A 25655-nucleotide genomic window follows, 5' to 3' on the forward strand; every position below is an offset into this window, starting at 1 on the left:
CGGCGCGGGTCGTGACCCCGCCGTGACCGGTGTGACAGCCCGCCCACAGCGAGCGGTGCCTAGGATGGAGGGGTGACCTCGACCCCAGCCCAGCCCCCGGCCACGCCTCGAACCTCCCGACGCATCCTCGGAATCTCCCTGGTGATCATCGCCGCGCTCATCGCGGCGTTCTTCGTCTTCGCGTCGCTCTACACCGAATTCCTCTGGTTCGACCAGGTCGGGTTCACCGGCGTGCTCACCACGCAGTGGATCGCGACGGCGGTGATGTTCGTCGTCGGCTTCCTCGGCATGGCCGTGCCGCTGTTCGTCGTCATCCAGCTCGCGTACCGGCTCCGCCCGGTCTACGTCCGGCTGAGCTCGCAGCTCGACCGCTACCAGGAGGTCATCGAGCCGCTGCGGCGCCTGGCGATGTGGGGCATGCCCATCTTCTTCGGCCTCTTCGCGGGGTTCGCGGCAGCGGGCAACTGGAAGACCGTGTGGCTGTGGGCCAACGGCGTCGCCACCGGTGAGGTCGACCCGCAGTTCAAGGTCGACACCGGCTTCTACATGTTCGCGATGCCGTTCTACTCGATCCTCCTCGCGTTCGTCTCGGCGGTCCTGCTGCTCAGCCTCCTCGTCACCGCACTCGTGTCCTACCTCTACGGCTCGGTGCGCGTCGGCCAGGGCGAGCTGCGCATCTCCAAGCCGGCCCGCATCCAGCTCGCGGTCATCGCGGGTCTCTACCTGCTCGTGCAGGCGGCGAGCCTGTGGCTGGACCGCTACAAGACCCTCGTCGAGCCGGACGACCGCATCACGGGTGCCGCCTACACCGGCGCCAACGCGACCATCCCCGGCCTCGGCATCCTCGCGATCATCGCCGCCGTCGTCGCCATCCTCTTCTTCGTCACGGCCGTCATCGGCCGCTGGCGCTTCCCGCTCGCGGCGACCGCGCTGCTGATCGTGGCCTCGCTCGTCATCGGCATCGGCTACCCGTGGGTGGTCACCACCTTCCAGGTCAAGCCGAACCAGAACGCCTACCAGGCCGAGTACTACCAGCGGAACATCGACGGCACGAAGGAGGCCTACGGCGTCGCCGACCTGGAGACCACGGCCTTCGAGGCCGAGACCGACGCCGAGGCGGGGCAGCTCCGCGCCGACGCCGAGACCACCGCGTCGATCCGCATCATGGACCCGAAGGTCATCCCGCCGACGGTCCGTCAGCTTGAGCAGTACCGCGGCTACTACCAGTTCCAGACGACCATGGACGTCGACCGCTACGAGATCGACGGCGTGAAGCAGGACACCGTCGTCTCCGTCCGTGACCTCGACATGTCGGGCCTCGGCGACGGCGACAACTGGAACAACCGCGTCGCGGTCTACACGCACGGCTACGGCCTCGTCGCCGCGGCGGGCAACCAGCGCACGACCGACGGCGAGCCCGTCTTCCTCGAGCGCGGCATCCCGACCTCGGGCTTCCTGTCCGAGCAGGGCGACTTCGAGCCGCGGGTCTACTTCGGCGAGAACTCCCCGGAGTACTCCATCGTGGGCGCCCCCGAGGGGGCCGACCCGGTCGAGATCGACTACCCGCGGGGCAAGGACGGCTCGAGCGAGACGAAGACGACGTTCTCCGGGAACGGCGGGCCGAAGATCGGCGACAGCTTCACCAAGCTGCTCTACGCGCTCAAGTTCCAGTCGGAGCAGATCCTGTTCTCGAACCTCGTCAACGAGGACTCCCAGATCCTCTACGACCGCGACCCGAAGACCCGCGTGCAGAAGGTCGCGCCGTACCTCGAGCTCGACAGCGACCCGTACCCGAGCGTCGTGGACGGCCGCATCGTCTGGATCGTGGACGGCTACACGACGAGCTCGACCTACCCGTACTCGACGAGCGTGAGCCTGTCCGACGCGATCGCCGACTCGAACGTGCCGACGCCGTCGCTCGCGATCGACGACATCAACTACATCCGCAACTCGGTCAAGGCCACGGTCGACGCCTACGACGGCTCGGTCACGCTGTACGCCTGGGACGAGGAGGACCCGGTCCTGAAGACCTGGCAGAAGGTCTACCCGTCCACCCTCAAGCCGATCAGCGAGATGTCCGGCGAGCTCATGAGCCACGTCCGGTACCCGACCGATCTGTTCAAGGTGCAGCGCGACATCCTCGGCATCTACCACGTCGACAAGGCCGGCTCGTTCGCCCAGCAGGACAACCGCTGGCAGACGCCGAACGACCCGCGCAGCGACGCGATGCTGCAGCCGCCGTACTACCTGACCATGCAGATGCCGGGTCAGGACGAACCGCGGTTCTCGATGTTCTCCACGTTCATCCCGGCCTCCCAGGGCGCGGGTGGCAGCCGTGACGTGCTGATGGGCTACCTCGCCGTCGACTCGGATGCCGGCGCCGAGAAGGGCGTGAAGGCCGAGGGGTACGGGCAGCTGCGCATGCTCGAGATCGACACCGACACCACGGTGCCCGGTCCCGGTCAGGTGCAGAACACCTACAACTCCGACACCGCGGTGGTCCCGCAGCTCAACCTGCTCCAGCAGGGGGAGTCCGAGGTCATCTACGGCAACCTGCTGACCCTGCCCGTCGGTGGCGGTCTGCTCTACGTCCAGCCGGTCTACGTGCAGTCGTCCGAGGGGACGCAGCTGCCGCGTCTGCAGAAGGTGCTCGTCGCCTTCGGTGACCGGGTGGCCTTCGAGAACACGCTGACCGAGGCGCTGGACACGCTGTTCGGCGGCGACTCCGGCGCGACCGGTGGTGACGACGAGGTCGAACCCACCGATCCGGGAACGACCGATCCCGACACCGGCGAAACGCCGACCACGCCGACGCCGACGGACGAGCAGGCCGATGCCCTGGCGAAGGCGCAGCAGGCGCTGCTCGACCGCCAGGCGGCTCTCGCCGAGGGCGACCTGGAGAAGTTCGGCGAGGCGGACAAGCGCCTCACCGCGGCCGTCGAGAAGCTCCTGGAGCTGGAGGCCGCCGCGGGAGAGTGATCCTCCCACGCACACGAAAGGGCACCCCCACGGGGTGCCCTTTCGCGTTCCCGGAACCGGTGGTGCGCCGGAAGCCGGGCCGCCGCATCAGGCGCTCGCGCGAGATCAGGCGCCACCCTGCACGCGAGCCTGATTCCGCGCGGGTGCCTGGTTGCGCGCGTGGCGCGGCGGGACAGGCGTTCTCGCGGCATCAGGCGGGCGCGCGAGGTCAGGCGCCCTCTGGGCAGGAAGCCTGAACGGGCGGGAGTGCCTGAGCTGGCGGAGGGTTTTGTCCGGGACGGACCGTCGCGCGGGGAGGGGGTGGCATGGGAGGGTGGAGGGGAACAGGGAGGGTGCCGTGGCTGAGCGCATCGTTGTGGGAGTGGTGGACACGTCGGCGGGACGACGAGCACTGGAGTGGGCCGCGCACCGCGCCCGGTCGCGGAAGGCCACGCTGCTCCTCGCGAGCGTCGTCGGGGGAGCGGTCGGCGCCGTCGGGGAGGGCCCTGTGGTCGACGCTGCGATCGCGGCGGCGCGGAGTCTGCTGGAGGAGCACGCGGAGACGCTGAAGGATCAGGGCCTGGACGTCGACATCGTCGTGCTCCGCGGCGACCCTGTCCGTCAGCTCGTCTCGACCACCGCGGGCGCGAACCTCCTCGTGATCGGCAGCGACTTCCGTCCCGATGACGCGGACAGCCCGCGGCGCGGGGCCCACGGGGTGCGCATCGTCGCCGACTCCTCCTGCCCCGTCGTGGTGATCCCCGACATCGAGACGAGCGACCGTCGCGGTGTGGTCGTCGGGGTGGACGGGTCTCCGATCTCGGAAGCCGCCGTCGCCTTCGCCGCTGCCGAAGCCGACCGTCTCGGCGAGCCCCTCGTCGCGGTGACGGTATGGACTCCCGTCCCCCTCCCGCGCGGAGCGAGGGCGTATCCCGAGCAGTACCTCTCCTCCATGCAGGAGCTGTCCGAGGAGACCCTCGCCGTCGCTCTCGGCGGATTGCGCTCGACCTATCCGGATCTCGAGATCCAGCCCCGAGTCGAACGCGGATATCCGTCCGAGGTCATCAACCGCGCCGCCGCCACCGCGAGCCTCGCCGTGGTCGGCTCGCACGGGCGGGGCGCGGTCGCCCGCTTCCTGCTCGGCTCCATCAGCCACGAGGTGCTCGCCGCGCTCGTGGCGCCCACCGCCGTCGTGCGCTGACCGGGGGCCGCAGGCCTAGAGCGGGCTGGTCAGCACCTTGTGGAGCACGCGTCGGCTGTCGTCGCCGCCCGGCCCTGACCCGTCGGAGAGAGTCACCAGGGCCTTCCAGAGTGCCCAGCCGCGAGCCCGTCGCCAGGTCGCGGCATCGAGGTCGACGGCGTCGCGGAACGTATCGCGCGCGTCCCCGTCGAAGTACGTCCATGCCATGACGAGGTCGCAGGCCGGATCGCCGACGCCGCAGGTGCCGAAGTCGATCATGGCCGACAGGCGGCCGTCGCTGACGAGCAGGTTGCCGACGGCGACGTCGCCGTGGAACCAGACCGGCGAGGACTCCCACGCGCTGCTCGTCGCGTCGAGCCAGACGCTCCGGCAGAGTTCCGCGTCCAGGATGCCGTCAAGCCGCTGGAGCGCGGCGTGGACCTCATCGCTGTAGACGCTCGGATGCGAACCGCGGAAGAACGAGTGCCGACCGGCCGCCCAGCCCGCGTCCACGGGCAGGGATCTCACGGTGCGGAGAACAGCCCCGAGATCGACGGCGAGGCGAACGCGATCGAGACCCGCGGCGCGCTCGACGGTGTCGCCGTCGAGCCACCGGCGGATCGACCACGGAAACGGGTAGCCCGGGCCTGGCGCCCCCAGCGCCACGACGGAGGGAACGGCGACGGGAAGCCTTCCGTCGAGGAACTCGAGCGCTCCGCTCTCCTTCGGCACGGCCGCGGCGTAGGCCTCGGCACGAGGAAGTCGCACCGACAACTCGTCGCCGAGACGGAACGTCCTGTTGTCCCACCCCTGACGCGCCACAGCGCGGACGGGCAGGTGCGCCCAGCGGGGGAACTGCTCCGCGATGAGGTCGGCGACGAGCCGCTCATCGATGTCGACCGGTCGGTTCACCCCTCGATACTCGCAGAGGTCGGCTCCCGCCACATGCGAAAGGCCCTCCGGCCTGGGATTTCTCCCGGCCAGAGGGCCTTTCATTTGTTGCGGGGACAGGATTTGAACCTGCGACCTCCGGGTTATGAGCCCGGCGAGCTACCGAACTGCTCCACCCCGCGGCACAAGAGATAACTTATCACGGATCCGGGGAGCCGTCGAATCGAGCGCGGCGGCAGCGGGTGCGAGAGGATGGCGTCATGTCTGAGAACACCGCCGTGCCCGTCGCCGTGTGCCAGTTCGCCCCCACGGATTCCCGCGAGGCCAACCGGGAACGGATCGCGGAGCTGGCGACGGAGGCCGCGCGCCTCGGGGCGAAGCTGATCGTGTTCCCCGAGTACTCGAGCTACTTCGTCGACCCGATGGACGAACGCCTCGCGGCGAATGCGGAGGGTCTCGACGGCGAGTTCGTGACCGGGCTGATCGGTCTGGCCGCGGAGCTCGCCGTCGTCATCGTCGCGGGCGTCACGGAGAGGGCCTCGGACGAGGGGCGCGTGCGCAACAGCGTCGTCGCCGTGCGCGGCGACGGCATCCTCGCGGTCTACCGGAAGCAGCACCTCTACGACGCGTTCGGGCAGACCGAGTCGGACTGGGTGGAGCCGGGGGAGATCGGCGAGCCCGCGGTGTTCGAGGTCGGCGGACTGCGCTTCGGGCTGATGACCTGCTACGACCTGCGGTTCCCCGAGCTGTCGCGGCTTCTCGCGGTCGCCGGTGCCGATGCGCTCGTGGTGCCCGCGGAGTGGGTGCGCGGACCGCTCAAGGAGCAGCACTGGACCACCCTGCTCGCCGCGCGGGCCATCGAGAACACGGTGTTCGTGATCGCCGCCGACCACCCGGCGCCGATCGGCGTGGGCCACTCGCGCATCGTCGACCCGCAGGGCGTCGTCCGCGCCGGCATCGGCTCCGAGCCCGGAGTGGCCCTCGGCGTGGTCGACGGCGCGGCGATCGCGCGCGTCCGTGCGACCAATCCCTCGCTGCGGGCCCGCCGCTACGCTGTGGTGCCGCGCTGACCGGACCCGCTCACGGGTTCAGGCCGGCGAGGCGCGCCGCCGCCTCCTCGAGGACATCGATGCGCTTGCACGCCGCGAAACGCACGAGCCCCGCGTACGCCGAGCGCTGCGCGGGGGACACGAAGGCAGTGAGCGGGATCGCGACGACGCCGGCCCGGTCAGGAAGCGTGCGGCAGAAGGCCGCCGCATCGGCGCCGCCGAGCGCCGTCGCATCGGCCACAGTGAAGTAGCCGCCCTGCGGTGCGTGGACCGTGAAGCCGGCGGCGCGGAGACCGTCGCCGAGGATCGCGTGCTTGCGGGCGAGCACGGCGGCCGCGTCCGTGAAGAACGCGTCGTCGAGGCGGAGCCCGACGGCGACGGCGGGCTGGAAGGGGGCGCCGTTGACGTAGGTGAGGTACTGCTTGACGGTCAGGACGGCCGTGATGAGTGCGGCGGGGCCGTGCATCCAGCCGATCTTCCACCCCGTGGTCGAGAAGGTCTTCCCCGCCGATGAGATGGTGAGCGTCCGCTCCGCGGCACCGGGCAGGGTGGCGATCGGGACGTGCGGGGCGTCGAAGGTGAGGTGCTCGTACACCTCGTCGGTGACGATCACGGCGTCGTGCCGCACGGCCAGGCGCACCACCTCGCGGCGCACCTCCTCGTCGAAGACGGCTCCGGTGGGGTTGTGCGGGTCGTTGACGAGGATGATCCTGGTCCGGTCCGTGACGGCCTCCGCCAGCTGATCCAGGTCGGGCTGGAACCCGGGCGCCCGCAGGGGCACCGTCCGGAGCCGGGCACCCGCGAGCGCCACCGCGGCGGCGTACGAGTCGTAGTAGGGCTCGAAGACGACGACCTCGTCCTCCGACCCGTCGATCAGGGCGAGCAGGGTCGCGGTGAGGGCCTCGGTGGCGCCGGCCGTCACGATGACCTCGGTGCCCGGGTCCACCTCGAGTCCGTAGAACCGCCGCTGGTGCTCTGCGATGGCCGTCAGGAGGTCGGGGAACCCGCGTCCCGGCGGGTACTGGTTGACCCCGTCGGCGATCGCGGCGCGTGCGGCGTCGAGCACCGCCTCCGGGCCGTCCTCGTCCGGGAACCCCTGCCCCAGGTTGATGGCTCCGGTCCTGACCGCCGCGGCGGACATCTCTGCGAAGATGGTGGGCGCGACGGTTCCGTCCGCGTCGAGCAGACCGGCACCGGCCGCCGTGCGACGCCATGCGCCGGGGATGACACTCATGAAGAACAGGCTAAGGCCATAGCGGAAACTCACGCTGGGCATAAGGAACGCACAGGGATGCGGGGCATCCTGGAGGGGCGTTGAAGGAGCACACCATGAACCAGGACAACCCGCAGGACCGCCCGGCACCGGCGTCGGACGACGCCGTGTCGGCCGGACACACCCCCCAGACCCCTCAGACCCCCGAGGCCGCGCCGAGCGCGCCGTCTCCGGCCGCCGACGGCACCCCTGTGACGGGCGCTCCGGCCGCTTCCGCCCCGGTCGCCCCGCAGGGCCACCACATGCCGCCGACGTTCGCGTCGCACGCCGCCGGCACCCCGACCGTGGCACCCGTGCCGCACGGGCTGGCCGCGCCCGGTCCCGCCGCGGCGGGCGTCCCCGGCGCCGCATTCGGCGTCCCGGCGCAGGACACCCGGTCGCTCGACGGCACCGTGCCGCCGGCCGAGCAGGCCCCCGCGGCCACGAAGGAGAAGTCGCGCGGCGGCACCCGCGTGGCGGCGTTCATCGTCGCGGCCGCCCTCGTCGGCGGCGTCGCCGGATTCGGCGGCGGCGCCCTGCTCACCGGGCTGCAGGACTCCCCGTCCTCCGGCACCGCTCAGGGCCCGCAGACCGTCACCGTCAACAACCCCGGCTCGGTCAACGAGACCACTGCCGTCGCGACCGAGGCCCTGCCCTCCGTCGTCACCATCGAGGTGGCCGGATCGCAGGAGGCCGGCAGCGGCTCGGGCGTCATCATCAGCAAGGACGGCTACGTCCTCACCAACACCCACGTGGTCACCCTCGGTGGGGCGGCGGCCGATCCGACGATCCGCGTCACGACCTCCGACGGCCGTATCTACGACGCCACCGTGGTCGGCACGGACCCGATCTACGACCTCGCGGTGATCAAGCTCACCGACGCCGAGGGCCTCACGCCGATCGAGTTCGCGGACTCGTCGAAGCTCAACGTCGGCGACACCGCCGTCGCGCTCGGCGCCCCGCTGGGCCTGGCGAACTCCGTCACCACGGGCATCGTGAGCGCGCTGAACCGCAGCATCCAGATCGCCTCGTCCGCGCTTCCCGACTCCTCCTCCGAGGACGCCCCGCAGCAGCAGGCGCCGGAGGACGGGCAGAGCGAAGGGCCGTTCCAGTTCGATCTGCCCGGGAACAGCGGGCAGCAGGCCACCGAGTCGATCTCGATCGCCGTGATCCAGACGGATGCCGCGATCAACCACGGGAACTCGGGCGGCGCCCTCGTCAACAGCAAGGGCGAGCTGATCGGCATCAACGTCGCCATCGCGAGCTCGGGCAGCTCCGAGGAGTCGGGCTCGATCGGCATCGGCTTCGCCATCCCGTCCAACATCGCCAAGCGCGTCGCGGACGAGATCATCGCCGACGGCGCGGCCACCCACGGTCTGCTCGGCGCATCGGTCCGCGATGCCTCCGGCGTCGAGGGCGCGACCGAGGCCGGTGCGTACATCGCCGAGGTCACCGACGGGGGCGCGGCCGCGGCCGCCGGTCTCCAGGCCGGCGACGTCGTGACGAACTTCAACGGGGTGCCGATCACGAGCGCGACCGACCTGACCGCTCAGGTCCGCGCGGCGGCAGCCGACAGCACGGCCGACGTGACCTACGTCCGCAACGGCAAGCAGAGTCAGATCGAGGTGACGCTCGGCACGCTCGCCGGCTGATCGCCCCGTCAGAGAAGGACGCCACCCGCGCGATAGGCTCGCCGGGTGGCGTCCTTCTCTTTCGGCACCGGCAACGCGGCCAAGCTGCTCCGGATCCCGCTGTACGCCCTCGGTCGCCTGGGCACCCTCGTCGTGCCGCGCGGCCGGCGCTGGGTCTTCGGCTGCGGCGCCGGCGTCGGCGACGGCGCTCTCGCCCTGCACCGGCATGCGGCAGCGGAGGGACATGACACCCTCTGGCTGACCGGGTCGGCGCGCGAAGCGGCCGACGCCGAGGCCCTCGGCCTGCGGACCGTCCCGCGGGGCGGCCTCCGCGGCTGGTGGGCCACCGCCCGTGCCGGCGTGCTGGTCGTGACGCACGGCCTCGGCGACGTGAACCGCTACGGCAACGGCGGTGCCTTCGTCGTGCAGCTCTGGCACGGCATCCCGCTCAAGCGCATCGGACTCGACTCCCCGGCCACGACGCAGGTGCCTGCCGTCCCCGGCGCCCCGATTCTGCGGCGCCTCGTCGGGCTGCTGTACCGCGGCGCCGCGCAACGGATCCGCGTGCTCCCCGCGGCGTCGCACCGGGCCAGGGCACGCCTCGAGTCCGCGTTCGGACTGAGCGACGACCGGGTCGTGGTCACGGGGGAGCCGCGCGTCGACGTGCTGTCGATCGGCGCACCCCAGGAACGCCGCGCCCACGCACGGGCTCTGCTCGCCGAGGCCGTGGGTGCGATCGGCGACGCCGACCGCGTCGTGCTCTATGCCCCGACGTGGCGGGACGGCGCCCCCGACCCGTCCGTGCCGACGGCCGAGGAATGGATGCGGATCATCCGGGTGCTGGAGGAGCACGACGCCGTCCTGCTCGTGCGCTCTCATCCGCTCGGCGACGGCAGCTACGCGCCGCCCCTGCCGACGACACGGGTGCGGGCGCTGCCCAGCACGGTCGTCAGCGATGTCACGCCGCTCCTTCCTGCCGTCGACATCCTCATCACCGACTACTCCTCGCTCGCCTACGACGTGGGCCTCCTCGCCATGCCGGTCGTCTTCCTCGCGCCGGATGTGGCGGAGTACGCCCGGACCCGCGGTTTCTACGGCCGCTTCGAGGAGGTCGCCGCGTCGGGCGTCGCGACCGGGTGGGAGCCCGCACTCGCGCGGCTGGCATCGCTGCTGGGCGACGCGGCCGCGTTCGACGAGGCCGCCGGGCGTTCCGCTACGCTCAGCGCGGAGATGCACGCGTTCCGCGACGGCCAGAACACCCGTCGGGTGTACCGCGCGATCCGTGCGCGGGGGGTCCCCGCGCCGAAGGGAGCAGAATGACGACGGCCCGCATCGATGACACGGCACAGGCGCTGGTCATCGCAGGGACCGGGGAGCGTCCGACGAGCGCCGAGCTCATCGGGCCGCGAGCGCGGGTGGAAGCCCGCCTCACCGGCGGGGGAAAGACCTGGAAGGCGACGTTCGCGCTCCGTGCGTCGCGATGGGGCGGTCCGGAGCTGCCTCTGCCATCCGGGGAGTACGAACTGCGCATCGAGGGCGTCGATCTGACGGCCCTCCGTCTCGCGCCGGTCGTGCTCCCGGGCGTGCGGATCGCCGTCGACGGCGCCGTCGCCCGCATCGGCGCTCCCCTCGACCCGGTGTACGACACGGCGGAGGGACGCTCCACGCTCGAGGAGCGGTACGTGGCGCAGGCCGGCGGCACGGAGAACGCCGTATTCTTCGAGAGCTTCTACGGCCGGAGCGTGGGCTGCAACCCGCGCGCCATCGACCGGGAACTCGCCCGGCGCGCCCCGCAGGTCCGCCGGTACTGGAGCGTCGTGGACCTGTCGGTCGAGGTGCCGGACGGCGCGATCGCGGTGATCGAGGGCAGCCCGGAATGGTGGCGTGCTCGCGGCGCCGCGCGGCTCCTGATCGTGAACGACTGGATGCGGCGCCGCTTCGTACGCAAGCCGGGGCAGAAGGTGCTGCAGACCTGGCACGGCACACCTCTCAAGCGTCTGGCCCTGCACCGTCCCGGCTTCGACCCCCGCCGGATGGCGGCGGTGGTCAAGGAGTCGCGGCGGTGGGATGTGCTTCTGGCGCAGAACGCGTACGCCGCACGGATCCTCCGTAAGGCCTACGCGTTCTTCGGGCGGCCGATCTGGATCGACGGCTATCCGCGCAACGATGCGCTGCGCACGGGTGACCCGGTCGCGGTGCGCGCGGCGCTCGGCATCGGGGCGGACGAACGCGTCCTGCTCTACGCGCCGACCTGGCGGGACGACCGGGCGGAGATGGTCGACTTCGTCGATCCCGAGCTCCTGGCGCGGCAGACGAACGCGGTCGTGCTGGTGCGCGGTCACTCGCGCACGCTGGGGGAGGGCAGGGACCGTGCCGGCGCGCGGGTGATCGACGTGACCGGCTACCCCGAGACGTCGCAGCTCCTGCTCGCCGCCGACGCCCTCGTCACGGACTACTCCTCCGTCATGTTCGACTTCTCCGTCACCGGCAAGCCGATGTACTTCCTCGTGCCCGACCTCGACCACTACCGCGGCCAGCTCCGGGGCTTCTACTTCGACCTGGCGGAGCGGGCCCCCGGCCCTCTGGTCCGCACCCAGGACGAGCTCGTGGCGGCGATGGCGGACGAGGGCCACCGGGAGCGCTACGCCGAGCGCTACGCCGCCTGGCAGCGGCAGTTCAACGCGCTCGACGACGGCCGGGCCGCGCAGCGGGTGGTCGATCGGATCCTCGACCTCGGATTCGTCACGCCGTAGTCGTCGGAGGTCAGGGCAGCGGGGTGTTGCGCGTGCCGAGCCGGGACGCGTCCACGGTGTCGCCGGCTCCGCGCAGCACGCCCCCGAGGAATCCCAGGCCCCACGAGAGGTGCATGGTGGGCAGCACGAGCAGCGTCCACAGGCGCTGCCGCACGCCGCCCCCGCCCGGGGCGAGGGCCACGCCGATCACGAGCAGCACGTAGAGCGCGAGCGGGAGGTAGACCAGGCCCGAGGCGATGAGGGAGACCGTGCCGGACACGACCCCGGTGAGCTGCAGGATACCGAGCACGACGGCGAGCACGACGAACAGCAGGAGCACCGGCGGGGCGAAGTAGCGCAGACCGTTGCGGCGCCCGAAGCGGCGCACCAGCTCTCCTCGCCAGGCCCCCGTCGCGCGGAACTGCCTGGCCAGTCGCAGCCAGCTCTCCCGGGGCCAGTAGGTCACCGCCAGCTCGGGGTCGAACCATACGCGGTGACCGGCCTGACGGATGCGCAGGTTCAGCTCCCAGTCCTCGCCGCGGCGGATCGACTCGTCGAAGAGACCGACCTCGTCGAGGACCTCTCGTCTCATCACACCGAGGTAGGCCGACTCGGCCTCGCCCTCGACCCGGCCGCCGTGGTACGCGCCGCCGCCGAGGCCGACGGGGGAGTTGTACAGCCGGGCGACGGCCTTCTGGAACGGGGTGCGGCCCTCCGCGTGCATGACGCCGCCGACGTTGGCCGCTCCCGTGCGCTGCAGGGTCTGCAGGGCACGGGCGGCGTATCCGGGGGCGAGCTCGGAGTGCGCATCGACCCGGATGACGGTGCGGTAGCGGCTGGCCCGGATGGCGGCGTTGAGCCCGACGGGGATGTGCGCGGCGGGATTGTCCACCAGCCGGATCCGGTCGTCGGCGGCCGCGAGGCGGCGGGCGAGGTCGGTGGTGCCGTCCGACGACGGTCCCAGCGCGAGGACGAGCTCGGTCGGAACCCCCACCTCCTGGGCCAGCACCGAGGCGACGGCGTGCTCCAGGTAGGCGCGTTCGTTCAGCACCGGCATCACGAAGGACACCCCGGTGACGGGGGCGGGGGATCCGTTGGCTGGCACACGTCGATCATGTCACGCGCGCCTCCCCGCGCTCTCCCAGGCGGAGCATCGGGACCCCGGGGCGCCCAGGGGGACGACAGCGGGACGAACTATCCTGGAGGGATGGGTGCACTGTCTGACGCGAACAAGGCCTATCGGCTCCTGCGACGGGCGCTCGCGTCCCGGTCCGCGGTGCAGCGCGTCCGTCGCCGCCTCGCGGCCCAGGAGCCCTATCCCGCCGATCACTTCCGGGTCGCGGTGTACTTCGCCGACGGCGCGGTGAACATGTACCAGATGCGCCAGTGGTACCGCCCGCTCGCCGCGCTCGCGGAGCGCTGGCCCGTCGTGGTGCTGGCCCGCCAGGCGACCGGAGCGGAGAAGCTCCTCGAGGAGGACGCGCCGCCCGTCGCCTTCGTGCCGACCGTGCGGGATCTCGAGCGTTTCCTCGCCACGCAGGACATCCGCGTCGTGCTGTACGTCAACCAGAACACCCGCAACTTCCAGATGTTCCGCTACGGCCGCCGCTGGCACGTGTTCATCAACCACGGCGAGTCCGACAAGATGTACATGACCACGAACCAGTACAAGGCGTACGACTACGCCTTCGTGGCCGGGCAGGCCGCCAGGGACCGCCTCTCGCGCACGCTGTGGGACTACGACGTGGAGCGCCGCACGATCGAGATCGGCCGTCCGCAGGCGGATCACTACTCGGGCTCCCTGCCGTACACCCCGGACGACCGCCTCGTCGTGCTCTATGCGCCGACCTGGGAGGGGGACCGCCCGAGCGCCCACTACGGCTCGATCGCGTCGCACGGCGAGCGGCTCGTCGCCCGACTGCTGGAGACCGGTCGTCACCGGGTGATCTACCGCCCGCATCCGCGGAGCGGCGTCGTCGACGACGCCTACGGGGCCGCCCACCGCCGGATCATCGCCGCCATCGCCGCAGCGAACGCGGCTGATCCCGCCGCTCAGCACGTGTACGACGACGGTGCGGAGCTGGGATGGCAGCTCGCGGCCGCCGACGTCGCCGTGGTCGACATCTCCGCGATGGTCTACGACCGGCTCGCGGCCGGGAAGCCGCTCATGATCACGCGCCCGGTCGACGACCGTGCGGCCGTCGACACCACCGGCTACCTGTCGGACTGCGAATGGCTGACCGCGGAGTCTGCGGACGACATCGTCGCCGAGCTCGAGCGCGTCCGGGCCGACGAGGCGGCGGTCGCCCGCCTGCAGATGTGGGTCCGCCACTACTTCGGGGACACGACGCCGGGGGTCGCCACGGAGAAGTTCCACGCCGCCGTCGACGGGCTCATGGCGGAGTGGGAGCGCTGGCGCGACCGCGAGATCGGCGCCGTCCGCGGCGACGAGGACGACGATGACGACGAGGCGGACGACGAGGACGTATGAGCACCGGGTTCCCGCGCGCCGCCGCGCTCGCACCGCGTCTCGAGGTCCTCGACGCGACCGGATCGACGAATGCCGACCTCCGCGCGAAGGCGCACGACGCTCGCGCCTGGCCGCACCTCTCCGTCCTCCTCACCCGTGACCAGACGGCGGGACGGGGGCGCCTCGACCGCCGCTGGACCGCTCCGGCGGGCACCGCGCTCGCGGTGTCGGTGCTCCTGCGCGACCTCCCGACGGATCCCCGCGCCCGGGGATGGATCCCGCTCGCAGCCGGTGAGGCGATGACGGCCGCTGTCGCCGCGCAGCTCCCGGATGCCGAGGTGGCGCTCAAGTGGCCGAACGACGTGCTCGTCGACGGGCGCAAGATCTGCGGGATCCTCGCCGAGGCGGGCCCGGACGCGGTCATCGTGGGGGCGGGGGTCAACACGGCCATGGCGGCCGCCGAGCTCCCGGTGCCGACGGCCACGTCGTTCGCGGTGCACGACGTCGTCGCCGACGAGGACGCGCTGCTGCACGACTATCTCGGTGCGCTCGACGGGCACCTGCGCGCGCTCGCCGCCGCGGGAAGCGCGGTCACGAGCGGGCTGCGCGAGGCGGTGACGGCACGCTGCGCCACGATCGGACAGGCCGTGCGGGTGTCCCTCCCCGGCGGACGGATCCTCGAGGGCACGGCCGTCGGCATCGATGCGGAGGGGCGCCTGCTCGTCGCCGCGGAGGGGACCGCGCAGGCCGTCTCCGCGGGCGACGTCGTGCACGTGCGGCCCGCGTGACGCGGGGACACGCCGCCCCGCGGACGGCGTTGTCCGCGATCCCGGGCACAATGGGGGTGTGACCCAGCCCGTGACGCTCGGCGGAAGACCGCTGATGCCGCCGCCCGGCACCCCCGCCGAGGAGCTGCTCATCGCGCGCTTCCGCAGCCACGCGCGTCGCCTCTTCTGGTCTGCGCTGGTGCTCATCGCGGTCTTCGGGGTCACCGCGTACTTCTACGGCAACCTGCCGGCCGGGTTCGAGGACTGGATGCTGCTCGCCGCCGCCGGCCTCGTCGTCCTCGTGGCCGTCGTGATCCCGTTCATCGTCTGGTACTCGCGGACGACGACGATCACCACCCGTCGTGTGATCGCGGCGCAGGGGCTGGGTTCGCGGCATCGCCGGGAGATGTCCCACGCGCGCGGCTACACGATCGGCGTGCGCCGCGGTCCGCTCCAGCGGATGTGGGGCTGCGGCACGATCACGCTCTCCAACGGCGTCGACGCCCCGCTGCGCCTCGTCAACGTGCCCAACGTCACCCTCGTGCACGAGACGCTGGCCGACCAGATCGAGGTCGGCCAGATCCTGGCCCACCGCGACGCCCAGGCGAGCGGCGACGACCTGTCCTGACCCGCCGGGGGCGTCCCCGGTGCCCGAGCGTTTCCGGTGCCCTCGCGCGTGCGGAAGAATGGGCATGACGAATGGAGGCGGCACATGGCGCTGCGCGTGGGCGTGATCGGCGGAGGACAGCTGGCACGGATGATGATCGCTCCGGCGGTCGAGCTCGGACTCGATCTGCGGGTCCTCGCCGAGGAGGAGGGGATGGCCGCGGGGCTGGCCGCCACGGCGGTCGGCGACTACCGCGATCTCGAGACCGTTCGTGCCTTCGCCGCCGACGTCGACGTCATCACCTTCGACCACGAGCACGTGCCGCAGGAGGTCCTGCGGGCCCTCGTGGCCGAGGGCGTCGCCGTGCATCCGGGGCCGGACGCCCTCCAGTTCGCGCAGGACAAGCTCGTCATGCGCGCGCGCCTGGCGGAGCTCGGCGTGCCCCAGCCGGAGTGGGCACCGGTCCGTTCGGCAGAGGAGCTGCAGCGCTTCCTCGACGACCACGACGGTGCGGCCGTGGTGAAGACGCCGCGCGGCGGCTACGACGGCAAGGGCGTGCGCGTCGTGCGTTCCGCCGCCGAGGCGCAGGACTGGCTGGACGCGCTGGACGACACCGACGCGCTTCTCGCCGAGGAGCTCGTGCCGTTCGTCCGCGAGCTCGCCCAGCAGGTCGCACGGCGCCCCGGGGGAGAGATGATCTCCTATCCGGTTGTGGAGACCGTCCAGCGCGACGGCGTCTGCGCCGAGGTCATCGCCCCGGCCCCCGCCGCCACCGACCGGCTCGCCGACGTCGCCGAGGACATCGGGCGTCGCATCGCCGAGGGTCTCGGCGTGACCGGCATGCTCGCGGTGGAGCTCTTCGAGACCGAGGATGAGCGCATCCTCGTGAACGAGCTCGCGATGCGTCCGCACAACAGCGGCCACTGGAGCCAGGACGGCGCGATCACGGGGCAGTTCGAGCAGCATCTCCGGGCCGTGGCCGATCTGCCGCTGGGGAACACCCAGCCGCGCGCCGCCTGGTCGGTGATGGTGAACATCCTCGGCGGTCCTGCGGAGGGCACCCTGGGGGATCGCTTCGAGGCGGCGATGACCGCGCACCCGGACGCGAAGATCCACACCTACGGCAAGGCCCCTCGGCCCGGCCGCAAGGTCGGGCATGTCAACGTCGCCGGGAACGACCTCGACGATGCGGTGTACGAGGCCAGGGCCGCGGCGGCCGCGTTCGACTGAGTCGGCGGCAGGACACGGGAAAAGACGTGTGCCGCTCGGGGATTCTCCCAGCGCGAGACCGTAGCCTGATCTGGTGACCGAGCCACTGCACTCCTCCGCCGCCCCGTTGGTCGGCGTCGTCATGGGATCCGACTCCGACTGGCGCGTCATGAGCGACGCCTCCCAGGCGCTCACCGACTTCGGGATCCCGCACGAGGTCGAGGTGGTCTCCGCCCACCGCACGCCGGACAAGCTCATGTCGTACGCACGGGAGGCCCGGTCCCGCGGGCTGCGCGTCATCATCGCCGGCGCCGGCGGTGCCGCCCATCTGCCCGGCATGCTCGCGTCCATGACAGCGCTGCCCGTCGTCGGGGTGCCTGTGCCGCTGGCGTACCTGGACGGCATGGACTCGCTCCTCTCGATCGTGCAGATGCCCGCAGGGATCCCGGTCGCGACGGTCTCCATCGGCGGCGCCCGCAACGCCGGTCTGCTCGCGGCCCGGATCCTCGGTGCCGCGGACGACGAGCTCGCCGACCGCGTCGAGGCCTACGCCGCCGACCTCGAGGCGCAGGTCGAGGAGAAGAACGATCGGCTGAAGGGCTCGCTGTGACCCTTGCGCCCCCGCGCGCGACGCGGCGCCCGCTCATCGAGACGCGGCCGCTGCGGCACCCCGACTCCGGCGATGCCCGGCTCATGTCGAAACGCGCCTGGTGGCTCGTCGGGCTCAACGTCCTGCTCCCGGGCTCGGCCCAGGTCCTGGCCGGGAACCGCCGTCTGGGGCGGTTCGGTCTCGGGGTCACCCTGACCACGTGGGTCCTCGCGATCGTCGCCCTCGGCCTCGCGCTGTTCGCGCGCCCCGTCTTCCTCTGGCTCGCGATCGGCGGCGGCCTCGTGTCCGCCGCGCTCCTGACACTCGTGCAGGTGCTGCTCGTCGGCGTCGTCGTCCTCTGGGTCGTCCTCACCTTCGACACGCTCCGACTCGTCCGGCTCGTGAAGGTCCCCGCCCCGTCGCGCTTCCTGCTCCCCGTCGTCGCCCTCGTCCTGCTGGGACTGGTCGGCGGCGTCACGGGGTACGCGGCGACGGCGGTGGGCTCCGTGCGCGGCAGCGTCGGTGCCATCTTCGGGCAAAGCGGCCCGAGCCTGCCGCCGAGCGACGGGTACTACAACATCCTGCTGCTCGGTGCGGACAGCGGTGACGGGCGCGACTCGATGCGATTCGACAGCATCTCCGTGGTCTCCGTGAACGCCGAGACGGGCGCGGTCACCATCACCGGCATCCCGCGCGAGCTCCCGCACGCCCCGTTCAGCGACGGCAGCCCGATGCAGGAGCTCTATCCGGACGGGTTCCAGGGCTTCGCGTCGTCGTCCTGCGGCTGGAACGGCTGGATGAACCACGTCCGGAATGCCGCCGAGGTGTGCCGCGAGGACAAGGGGACCGGGCTCTACCCCGGGGCGGACGCCGCCGGCTCTGCGCCCGGCATCGAGGCGACCAAGGACGCCGCGGAAGGGGTGCTCGGCATCGAGATCCCGTACTACGTGTTCGTCGACATGCACGGCTTCGCCGACCTCGTCGACGCTCTGGGCGGTGTCGACATCACGGTCACGGAGCGCCTGCCCAAGGGTGGGCCGCCCGACGGGTGGTCCGGGACCGACGTCAACGAGTGGGCCATCGGCTGGATCGAGCCGGGGGCGCAGCACATGGACGGCGACACGGCGCAGTGGTACGCCCGCTCGCGCTACACGACCAGCGACTGGGACCGCATGAAGCGGCAGCGGGAGCTGCAGGAGGCGATCCTCGCCCAGTTCACTCCGCAGACCGTCCTCACGCGGTTCAACGAGGTGGCGGCCGCGGGGACGGCGCTCATCAGCACCGATCTCCCGCAGGGCAAGCTGCCGGAGTTCTTCGATCTGATGCTCAAGGCGAAGGAGCAGCCGGTCCAGACCGTCGAGCTCACCCCCGAGAACGGTGTCGACGAGTTCGACCCGAACTACGACTTCATCCACGAGCTCATGCAGGAGAAGCTGCACCCGCCGACGGAGACGCCGACGCCCACTCCGTGAGACTGCCGCGGGCATGACGCAGCCCACGGATGATGTTCCCGGGAACATCACCCGTGGGCGCCCGGTTCATGACCGGATTCGCCAGACGACGGTGATCGGAGGGGGAGGGATCACCGTCGTCCAGCCGACCACCGCACGAGGCGGCAGCCAGGCTCAGGCGCGCGTGCGGCGCGCGGCTCAGGCGCGCTTGCGGCGCGCGGCTCCGACGGCGACGAGGGCACCACCGGCGACCAGAGCGACCGCTCCACCGCCGAGGACCCACGGCGACACCGATCCGCCGGTGAGGGCGAGTTCCATGCCCCCGCCGGTGAGCGGAAGCTCGGTGCCGGCCGGCGCGGCCACCCCCGGATCGTGGTCGCAGCTCGATGCGGCCGTGTTCCCGTGCGAGACCGTGACCATGGCGGTGTACGGTCGCGAACCGGCGAAGTCCAGGGCGTAGGCCCCCTGTCCGTCGGACGGCGGGCGGAACGTCACCGTCAGGCTGCCGTCGGAAGCGGCGGTGTTGCCCGAGATGGCGGCGGCGCCGGCGTTCTGGCCGGACACGGACACGCCAACGGTCTCCGACGGCTCGAAGAACCCGGCGCCGAACGCGACGGTCGAGACCTCGCAGGTGTCGATGATCGCGTCACCCACCTTCGCGCTCGGCGGAGACGGGTACGAGTCGCTCGGCGCGGCAGAGGCGACGGTCGGCGCGGCCAGGATGAGCGCGCCAGCGGTAAGGCTGATGGCAGCCAGTTTCTTCAGCATGATTTCTCCCCAGAATTTCACGCGGAATCGCCTCCGGATACACCCCTGCATCCGACTGCGCGAGGCCCTCTGCCCCCACGGCAGGTTCACGGACCCCGGTAATTCCCCAGTGAGACGACAGTACCTCATCCGTCGGCGAATGTCACGAATCGCACCGCAGGGTGTCGCGCGTCAGCTCCGGATCGACGATCAGCGGCGTGTGCCGCACCTCCGTCAGCCGTTCTCCCGCGCCTTCGCCCTGGAACTCCACCGTGATGGTCGTGGACTCTCCCGGGGCGAGCAGCACCTCGTGCTGCACGACGGCCCGGTCCCGGATGGTCGTCGTCTGGACGCCCTCCTCGGCGCCGTCGCGATCGATGTGCGAAGGCAGGGCGCCCTGGGGACCGTAGACGGCGATCAGGGTGCGCACGCTCCCCGCGGGCACCCCGTAGACGCCGTCGCCCGTGACGTACGGCGGCAGGGAGGTGGCGGCATCGGCGGGTGCGGTGTTCGTCCAGGTCACGCGCACCTGCGTCGTCGGCGCCCCGGCGCACGTCCCCACCGCCGTCGCGATGGACGCGCGGGTGTAGTAGTCCATCTTCCCGCCGGTGCCGTCGTTGAAGAGCACGCCCACGGCCGCAGCGTCGGCGTCGTCCTGGGGGAGTGTGCCGCCCAGGGCGCTCGCCGCAAGGAGCTCCTCCTCCGGCTCGTGCGCGCTCCAGATCCGGATGCGTCCTTCCCCCGCGGCGTCCGCGAGAGCGCGGACGAGGTCCTGAGGCTTCGCGTTCGACAGCGCGGCCGCGAAGAGCCCACCGGCGGCCTGCGCGAAGATGTCGTCCTGGACGGCGGGATCGGGGACCGCGGCGTAGATCTCCGAGAGCAGGATGTCGGTCACGGTGTCCGCCGTCGCGGTGAAGGGGCCGAATGTCAGGTCGCCGGTGGCGCGCATGAGATGCGCCGCCACCAGTGCGTCCACGGCGATCACGCCGTCGACCTTCCCACCGAACCGGCCCTCCCACCGGGCGGCGATGGTCTCGCCGGCCTCGCGGAAGTCCGGGATGCTCGTGATGTTCTGCAGATAGCGTCCCGGGCGGTCCTCGAAGAGCGCGACGGTGCTGTCGCTGAGGGGCAGTGCGGTGTCCAGCGGGGGGAAGTCGCGCGTGGAGGCCTGCTGCTGCAGCGTGATCCTGCCGTTCTCGGCGCGCAGCAGCGCGATGGAGCCGACGATCCCGCCCGACGACCGCAGCTCGGCATTGTTCTGCATCGCGAGCACGTAGGTGCGCGGTCCGTCGCCGCCCAGCATCGTGGGCAGGAGCACGGAGGCGCCGTGCAGGGCGCCCACGGCCGTCGCGGCCTGGGTGACCGCGCCCCGCATCTCCCGGACGGCGTCGGCCAGGGGCGGGAGTGTGGCGTCGGCGTCGATCCGCCGCGCCCGGTCCTCCGCCGAGGTCAGAGCCGCGCTCGCCGTGCCGAGCGGTTCCTCGATCTCCGCGAAGGGGGCGAGGTCGATCGCGCCGCCCGAGAAGCCGAGACTGGAGAGGTCGACCGCGTCGGCGACGTCGAGCAGCGGGTCCAGCGCGTCGGTGGAGACGTCGTCCGCGATCACGGCGACCTCGCTCACCGCGCGGAAGTTCGGTCCGATCCAGGGGAGGACGCCGAACGCCTGCCAGATCGGGTCCCCGGTGAGAGACCGGGCCGACTCCGCGTGGTGGGAGATGCGTCCGGCGATGGGCCCGGCGGCGTCGAGATCGCCGGCGGCGATCGCCTGCTTGAGCTGCGTCGTCCCCTTCGAGATCTGCTGCAGGTTGTCCACCGCCCCGATGCCGCGCACGGCCACCCAGCCGAGAGCCAGGACGAGCAGCGTGATGAGGAGGCCGATGGTCCACCCGATCCACCGGCGCCGGACGGGAAGTCGACCATCGCTCACCCTGGCATTCAAGCACGCCGGCGGCATCCGGCGAGAGCCTCATTCTGTGGGAACGCTGAGTACCGCCCCGGGAAGGTGATGCGCTCCCCGCCGGGCCGGGGTCGCGCGGTTAGCCTGATCCCATGGGTGCTCGGCTGCGTGTTGTTCTGGATCAGCTCGTGCATGTCGTCGATCCCGACCAGGCGTCGGCGTCGCGCGATCTCGCCGTCGGCCTCGTCCAGACGGCGCCGCCGAACTGCACGGTCGACGCGATCGTGCCCGCGGGCGCGGAGGTCGGGATCCGCGGGATCGGCGAGGTGCGCACGCTCGCGGTCGGGCGGCGGGAGCTCGCGGCGTCCTGGCAGCTCGGCATCGCTCCCGGCGTCGGCGGCGGTCTCATCCACGCGCCGACGCTGCTGGCCCCGCTGGTCCGCCATGACCGCGTGCACGACAACGACCAGACGACGGTCACACTGTGGGACCTGCGCGCGTGGGAGGCGCCGTCCCAGCTGTCCCGCGGCGCGGTCGCCTGGCACCGGGGGATGCTGCGGCGCGCGGTGAAGCACGCGGACGCCGTTGTCGTGCCCTCCCACTCGATGGCCGAGAAGCTCTCGGGGCTCGCGAAGCTCGGCGACCGCGTCCGCGTGATCGCCGGCGCGCCCGCGCAGGATCTGGTGGTCCCCGCCGCCGCGCCCGCGCACCGAGACGACCTCGGCCTCCCCGCGGACTACCTCGTGCTGTCCGGCCCGGAAGACTGTCTGGCCGCCGGCTTCCGCGGGGCCGTCGCCGCGGGGCTCGATGCCGTGGTGATCGGCGCGGCGGAGGGGAGCGAGCCGCGCATCGCCGAGATCGCCGCCGCCGCCGGACTGCCGGAGCGGCATGCGCATGTCCGCGGCGCGCTCGATGTCGCCGATCGGGCCGCGGTGCTGTCCGCCGCGCGGGTGTACGTCGCCACCGACGCCGTCTCCGGGTGGCCGTGGCGGGCGGTGGAGGCGATGACCCTCGGTGTTCCCGTCGTGGCGACCGAGTCCGGGTGCCACCGCGACGTGATCGCGGACGGCGGTGTGGTGGTCGAGGAGCACGCGCTCCCTGATGCGGTCGCGGACGCCGCAGGAGACGGAGCCGCGCGCCTCCGGGTGCTCGCCGCCGATCGCTCGCGGGCGTTCTCCTGGGCGAGCGCGGCGGAGCGCGTCTGGAGCCTGCACGCCGAGCTGTGAGCGGCTGGGAGCCAGCTTCGTAAACGCGCGACACGCCGACGAGAGGTCGCCCTTTTCGTGCAACGGTGGCATCATCCTGCAACTTCCGTCACACTGGTCACATGTCTCGACGTGCCCCACGCTCTCGAAACACCGCGAAGGTCACCCGCCTTCTCACCTGTTTCCTCGCCGTCTCCGCCCTGGTCCTCGGCACGGTGGTCCCCGCCACCGCGGCCTCCGCCGCCACGACCGCCGTGCCCGCTTCCGCGAGCACCGGCCGCATCTCGGGCGACCCCGTGACCGCGGGCATAGCGAAGAGCACGCTCGCCGGGTTCAACGCCGGCAACATCATCAGCGACGCCGTGTTCACCAACAAGAGCACGATGACCGAGGCGCAGATCCAGAGCTTCTTCAACAGCAAGGTCTCCCGGTGCCTCGGCGGCCGGGACGAGAACAACGAGCCGATCGTCTGTCTCAAGGACTTCCGCATGAACACGGTGTCCCGCCCGGGCGACCAGTACTGCAGCGGATACTCGGGCGCGGCGAACGAGTCCGCGGCGCGGATCATCTACCGCGTCGCGCAGGCCTGCAACATCAACCCGCAGGTGCTCATCGTGATGCTCCAGAAGGAGCAGGGCCTGATCACCCACACGTGGCCGAGCGCCTGGCGCTACCGGATCGCGCTGGGTCAGGGCTGCCCGGACACCGCGCCCTGCGACCCGAACTTCATCGGCTTCTTCCACCAGATCTACGGTGCCGCCCGGCAGATGCAGATCTACATGGAGGGCAAGTGGTTCCAGTGGTATGCGCCGGGCCGCACCTGGAACATCCTCTACAACCCCAACCGCTCGTGCGGTTCGTCGCCCGTCTACGTGGCCAACAAGGCGACGTCGGCCCTGTACTACTACACGCCGTACCAGCCCAACGCCGCAGCGCTCCGGGCCGGGTACGGAACCGGTGACGGGTGCTCGGCCTACGGCAACCGCAACTTCTACAACTACTTCACCGACTGGTTCGGATCCACGCAGAACCCCACGTCCATGCAGGGCCTCGTCAAGGTCGGCACCGCCGTGTGGCTGCTCTCCGGGACCAACCGGTACCACCTGACCGCCGAGGCGTACCCCGAGTACAAGGCCGTCTTCGGTGCGCCGGTCGTGACGACGGCGGCCACGCTCTCCGGATACCGCGAGGGCGCGCGAGGATCGTTCTACGTCAAGAACGCCAGCACCGGGGTCGTGGCGATGCTGCAGGGATCCCAGACCCACCGTTTCGCCAGCTGCGGTCTCGTCGCCACCTGGGGCGGCTCCTGTGGGGATCCCCTGGTGACGATGTCGAACGCGCACTTCACCAAGTTCAAGGCCGGCTCCGAGATGACCTCCTTCGGCCGCCTCGCCGCCGGGGGACGGCTGCACCAGCTCAGCGGCAGCGCCCTCGTTCCGATGTACGACGCGGCCGCCGCCGCTGCCCGTAACGGCGGCACCGCCCCCTACGCCGCCGTCATCCCCGCCGCCGTGGTGAAGGCGCGCACCGTCGAGACGCGCCTGCGCTTCGCGCCGGCGACGTATGTCAAGGTCTCCGGCAAGCCGGAGGTCTGGCTGGCGGACGACGCGGGGTCGCTGCACCATCTGCCGTCCTGGGCGCTGTCCGCGGAGATCGGGCTGCCGGCGAAGGTCGGCACGAACATCGCGGCGGCGGACCTCAACGGTTACCAGGTGGGAGCGCCGCTCGCGCCCTTCGTGCAGTGCGGAGGCAAGTCGTACGCCGCCGCCGGTGGCAAGCTCAGTGCGCTGTCCGGTGCGGTCCCGGCCGGGTTCGGGTCGGTGCCGCTCGACGCCACCACGTGCGGTCGGCTCAACCTCACGGGGACGAAGGTGAACGGCACGGCGGTCTTCGTGCGGTTCGCCGGTTCGACGGACGTGTTCCACCTCGTGAGCGGCCAGTACCGCGCCGTGGCCGATGCCGCGCAGCGGACGGCGATCAACGGTGAGGTGGCCCCGACGATCCTGGGAGCCGGTGCCGCCTACCGGTCCGCCGTCACGATCGGGTCGCCCTATCCGACGGCTGCCACCTTCATCCGGGTGTCCGGCACCTCCGAGGTCTGGCTCGTCGACGGGAAGTCGCTCGTCCACCTGCCCAGCTGGGCGATGGCGGCCGAGTACGGTCTCCCCGGAAGCTCCACCCTCGTGGGGCCGGACGCCGTGGTGGGGATGGACAAGCGCGCGCCTCTGACCTCGTTCGCCACCTGCGGCTCCACGACGTACGTCGCGGCGTCGGGAAAGCTGCACGCGGTATCGGCTTCCCAGGTCGGCGGGAACACGGTGACCGCCCTCACGTCGCAGGTCTGCGCCGGGCGGACGACGGGCACGGCCACGGAGACGCCGGTCTTCCTGAACGACGGCGCGGTCACCGTCGTCGCGGTGGGCGGCGGCTTCCTGCGGCTTCCCGATGACGCGAGCGTGACGCGGGCCGCAGCGGGAACGACGCCGAACATCAAGCGCGTCTCCGCCGCGTACCTCGCGAGTCTGCCGGCGGCCGTCGTGCCGACCGAGGGCGCTCTGGTCCGCGCGTCGAACGAATCGCCGGTGACTCTGCTCAACGGTGCGGTGCGCCAGCGGATCCCGAACTGGGGCGTGGCCGCCGACCTCGGCGTGCAGGCGCGGTACCAGATCGTCGCCCCGGCCGCCGTGGCCACGCGTGCCATCGCAGGGACCCCGGATGTCGGCGTCTTCGTGACCTGCGGGACCACGACGTATGTGGGGGCGGGAGGAACGCTCCGCCCGGTCGCGCCCGGTGCGCTGGGCGGATTCACCCCGCTCGCGCTCTCGCCGGCGACCTGCGCCACGTTGACCCTGAGCACCGCGGCACCGCTCACGACGCTGCTCCTCACCTCGCCGGGTGGTGCGATCTACACGCCGTCCGGGGGAAAGCTCGTCCTCGCCGCCGACCAGAAGGCGACGGGAGCCGTCGTCCTCGACGCCCGCACCATCGCCGGCATGCCGAAGGGCTGACCCGCTCCTGCG

Annotated in this window: 19 protein-coding genes and 1 tRNA gene; 14 read left to right on the forward strand and 6 right to left on the reverse strand. The window is 71.7% G+C overall.

Annotation, left to right across the window (positions count from 1 at the left end):
* Positions 1–72 precede the first annotated feature (72 nt).
* Positions 73–2979 (forward strand): UPF0182 family protein, encoded by a 2907-nt coding sequence (locus ACFU8V_RS07985; protein WP_025102983.1) that lies wholly within the window; start codon positions 73–75, stop codon positions 2977–2979.
* 337 nt (positions 2980–3316) lie between these two features.
* Entirely contained in the window at positions 3317–4159 is an 843-nt protein-coding gene (locus ACFU8V_RS07990) for a universal stress protein (protein ID WP_378870295.1), read from the forward strand.
* A 15-nt stretch (positions 4160–4174) separates the two neighbouring features.
* On the opposite strand, the gene ACFU8V_RS07995 is transcribed toward ACFU8V_RS07990, so the two are convergent.
* Both ACFU8V_RS07995 and ACFU8V_RS08000 read right to left on the reverse strand, forming a co-directional pair.
* On the reverse strand, positions 4175–5050 hold the full coding sequence (locus ACFU8V_RS07995) for an aminoglycoside phosphotransferase family protein (RefSeq protein ID WP_378870298.1): 876 nt from the start codon (positions 5048–5050) through the stop codon (positions 4175–4177).
* 87 nt (positions 5051–5137) lie between these two features.
* Positions 5138–5211, reverse strand: a tRNA-Met gene (locus ACFU8V_RS08000).
* Between the two features lie 78 nt (positions 5212–5289).
* On the opposite strand from ACFU8V_RS08000, the gene ACFU8V_RS08005 reads away from it, so the two are divergent.
* Positions 5290–6099, forward strand: coding sequence for a carbon-nitrogen hydrolase family protein (locus ACFU8V_RS08005; protein WP_029989311.1), 810 nt, complete (start codon positions 5290–5292; stop codon positions 6097–6099).
* Positions 6100–6109: 10 nt separating this feature from the next.
* Here ACFU8V_RS08005 and ACFU8V_RS08010 read toward each other — a convergent pair whose 3' ends face one another.
* The gene (locus ACFU8V_RS08010; protein WP_378870301.1) at positions 6110–7312 is read right to left on the reverse strand and encodes an aminotransferase class I/II-fold pyridoxal phosphate-dependent enzyme; all 1203 of its coding nucleotides are present in this window, start codon (positions 7310–7312) and stop codon (positions 6110–6112) included.
* A gap of 95 nt (positions 7313–7407) precedes the next feature.
* Here ACFU8V_RS08010 and ACFU8V_RS08015 point away from each other — a divergent pair, with 95 nt between their 5' ends.
* From ACFU8V_RS08015 to ACFU8V_RS08025, 3 genes are read left to right on the forward strand one after another with little or no spacing between them, the layout of a single operon-like run.
* The gene (locus ACFU8V_RS08015) at positions 7408–8982 is read left to right on the forward strand and encodes a S1C family serine protease (protein WP_085607064.1); all 1575 of its coding nucleotides are present in this window, start codon (positions 7408–7410) and stop codon (positions 8980–8982) included.
* Positions 8983–9027: 45 nt separating this feature from the next.
* Positions 9028–10281, forward strand: a complete 1254-nt coding sequence (locus tag ACFU8V_RS08020; RefSeq protein ID WP_025102990.1) for a CDP-glycerol glycerophosphotransferase family protein — start codon at positions 9028–9030, stop codon at positions 10279–10281.
* Positions 10278–11714 (forward strand): CDP-glycerol glycerophosphotransferase family protein, encoded by a 1437-nt coding sequence (locus ACFU8V_RS08025; RefSeq protein ID WP_249521515.1) that lies wholly within the window; start codon positions 10278–10280, stop codon positions 11712–11714. Before ACFU8V_RS08020 ends, ACFU8V_RS08025 begins: the two co-directional genes overlap by 4 nt.
* 10 nt (positions 11715–11724) lie before the next feature.
* Here the strand turns inward: ACFU8V_RS08025 and ACFU8V_RS08030 are convergent, their stop codons facing one another.
* Positions 11725–12750 carry a glycosyltransferase family 2 protein gene (locus ACFU8V_RS08030; RefSeq protein ID WP_249521548.1) on the reverse strand — a complete coding sequence of 342 codons (1026 nt, stop codon included), beginning with the start codon at positions 12748–12750 and terminating at the stop codon, positions 11725–11727.
* Between the two features lie 150 nt (positions 12751–12900).
* On the opposite strand from ACFU8V_RS08030, the gene ACFU8V_RS08035 reads away from it, so the two are divergent.
* The 6 genes from ACFU8V_RS08035 (at position 12901) to ACFU8V_RS08060 (ending at position 18807) form a co-directional block, all read left to right on the forward strand.
* A complete protein-coding gene (locus tag ACFU8V_RS08035) occupies positions 12901–14184 on the forward strand; it encodes a CDP-glycerol glycerophosphotransferase family protein (protein ID WP_315105810.1) in 1284 nt (427 codons plus the stop codon).
* Entirely contained in the window at positions 14181–14951 is a 771-nt protein-coding gene (locus ACFU8V_RS08040; protein WP_378870305.1) for a biotin--[acetyl-CoA-carboxylase] ligase, read from the forward strand. The genes ACFU8V_RS08035 and ACFU8V_RS08040 overlap by 4 nt, the downstream gene beginning before the upstream one ends.
* A gap of 58 nt (positions 14952–15009) precedes the next feature.
* A complete protein-coding gene (locus tag ACFU8V_RS08045) occupies positions 15010–15558 on the forward strand; it encodes a PH domain-containing protein (protein ID WP_025102995.1) in 549 nt (182 codons plus the stop codon).
* 84 nt (positions 15559–15642) lie between these two features.
* Complete coding sequence (locus ACFU8V_RS08050) at positions 15643–16767, forward strand: 5-(carboxyamino)imidazole ribonucleotide synthase (RefSeq protein WP_303708258.1); 1125 nt, start codon at positions 15643–15645, stop codon at positions 16765–16767.
* Between the two features lie 121 nt (positions 16768–16888).
* Complete coding sequence (gene purE / locus ACFU8V_RS08055) at positions 16889–17356, forward strand: 5-(carboxyamino)imidazole ribonucleotide mutase (RefSeq protein ID WP_025102997.1); 468 nt, start codon at positions 16889–16891, stop codon at positions 17354–17356.
* A complete protein-coding gene (locus ACFU8V_RS08060; protein WP_378870310.1) occupies positions 17353–18807 on the forward strand; it encodes an LCP family protein in 1455 nt (484 codons plus the stop codon). The genes purE and ACFU8V_RS08060 overlap by 4 nt, the downstream gene beginning before the upstream one ends.
* Before the next feature lie 177 nt (positions 18808–18984).
* On the opposite strand, the gene ACFU8V_RS08065 is transcribed toward ACFU8V_RS08060, so the two are convergent.
* Entirely contained in the window at positions 18985–19554 is a 570-nt protein-coding gene (locus ACFU8V_RS08065) for a hypothetical protein (protein ID WP_025102999.1), read from the reverse strand.
* Positions 19555–19696: 142 nt separating this feature from the next.
* Positions 19697–21460: a DUF4012 domain-containing protein gene (locus ACFU8V_RS08070; protein ID WP_378870314.1), complete on the reverse strand. Its 1764-nt coding sequence runs from the start codon at positions 21458–21460 to the stop codon at positions 19697–19699.
* Between the two features lie 122 nt (positions 21461–21582).
* Between ACFU8V_RS08070 and ACFU8V_RS08075 the strand changes: the two genes are divergently transcribed.
* Positions 21583–22656, forward strand: a complete 1074-nt coding sequence (locus tag ACFU8V_RS08075) for a glycosyltransferase (protein ID WP_378870316.1) — start codon at positions 21583–21585, stop codon at positions 22654–22656.
* A 101-nt stretch (positions 22657–22757) separates the two neighbouring features.
* The gene (locus ACFU8V_RS08080; protein ID WP_378870319.1) at positions 22758–25643 is read left to right on the forward strand and encodes a hypothetical protein; all 2886 of its coding nucleotides are present in this window, start codon (positions 22758–22760) and stop codon (positions 25641–25643) included.
* The last annotated feature ends 12 nt before the right edge of the window (positions 25644–25655 follow it).

Source organism: Microbacterium sp. NPDC057658 (assembly GCF_042799975.1).
Lineage (GTDB): Bacteria > Actinomycetota > Actinomycetes > Actinomycetales > Microbacteriaceae > Microbacterium.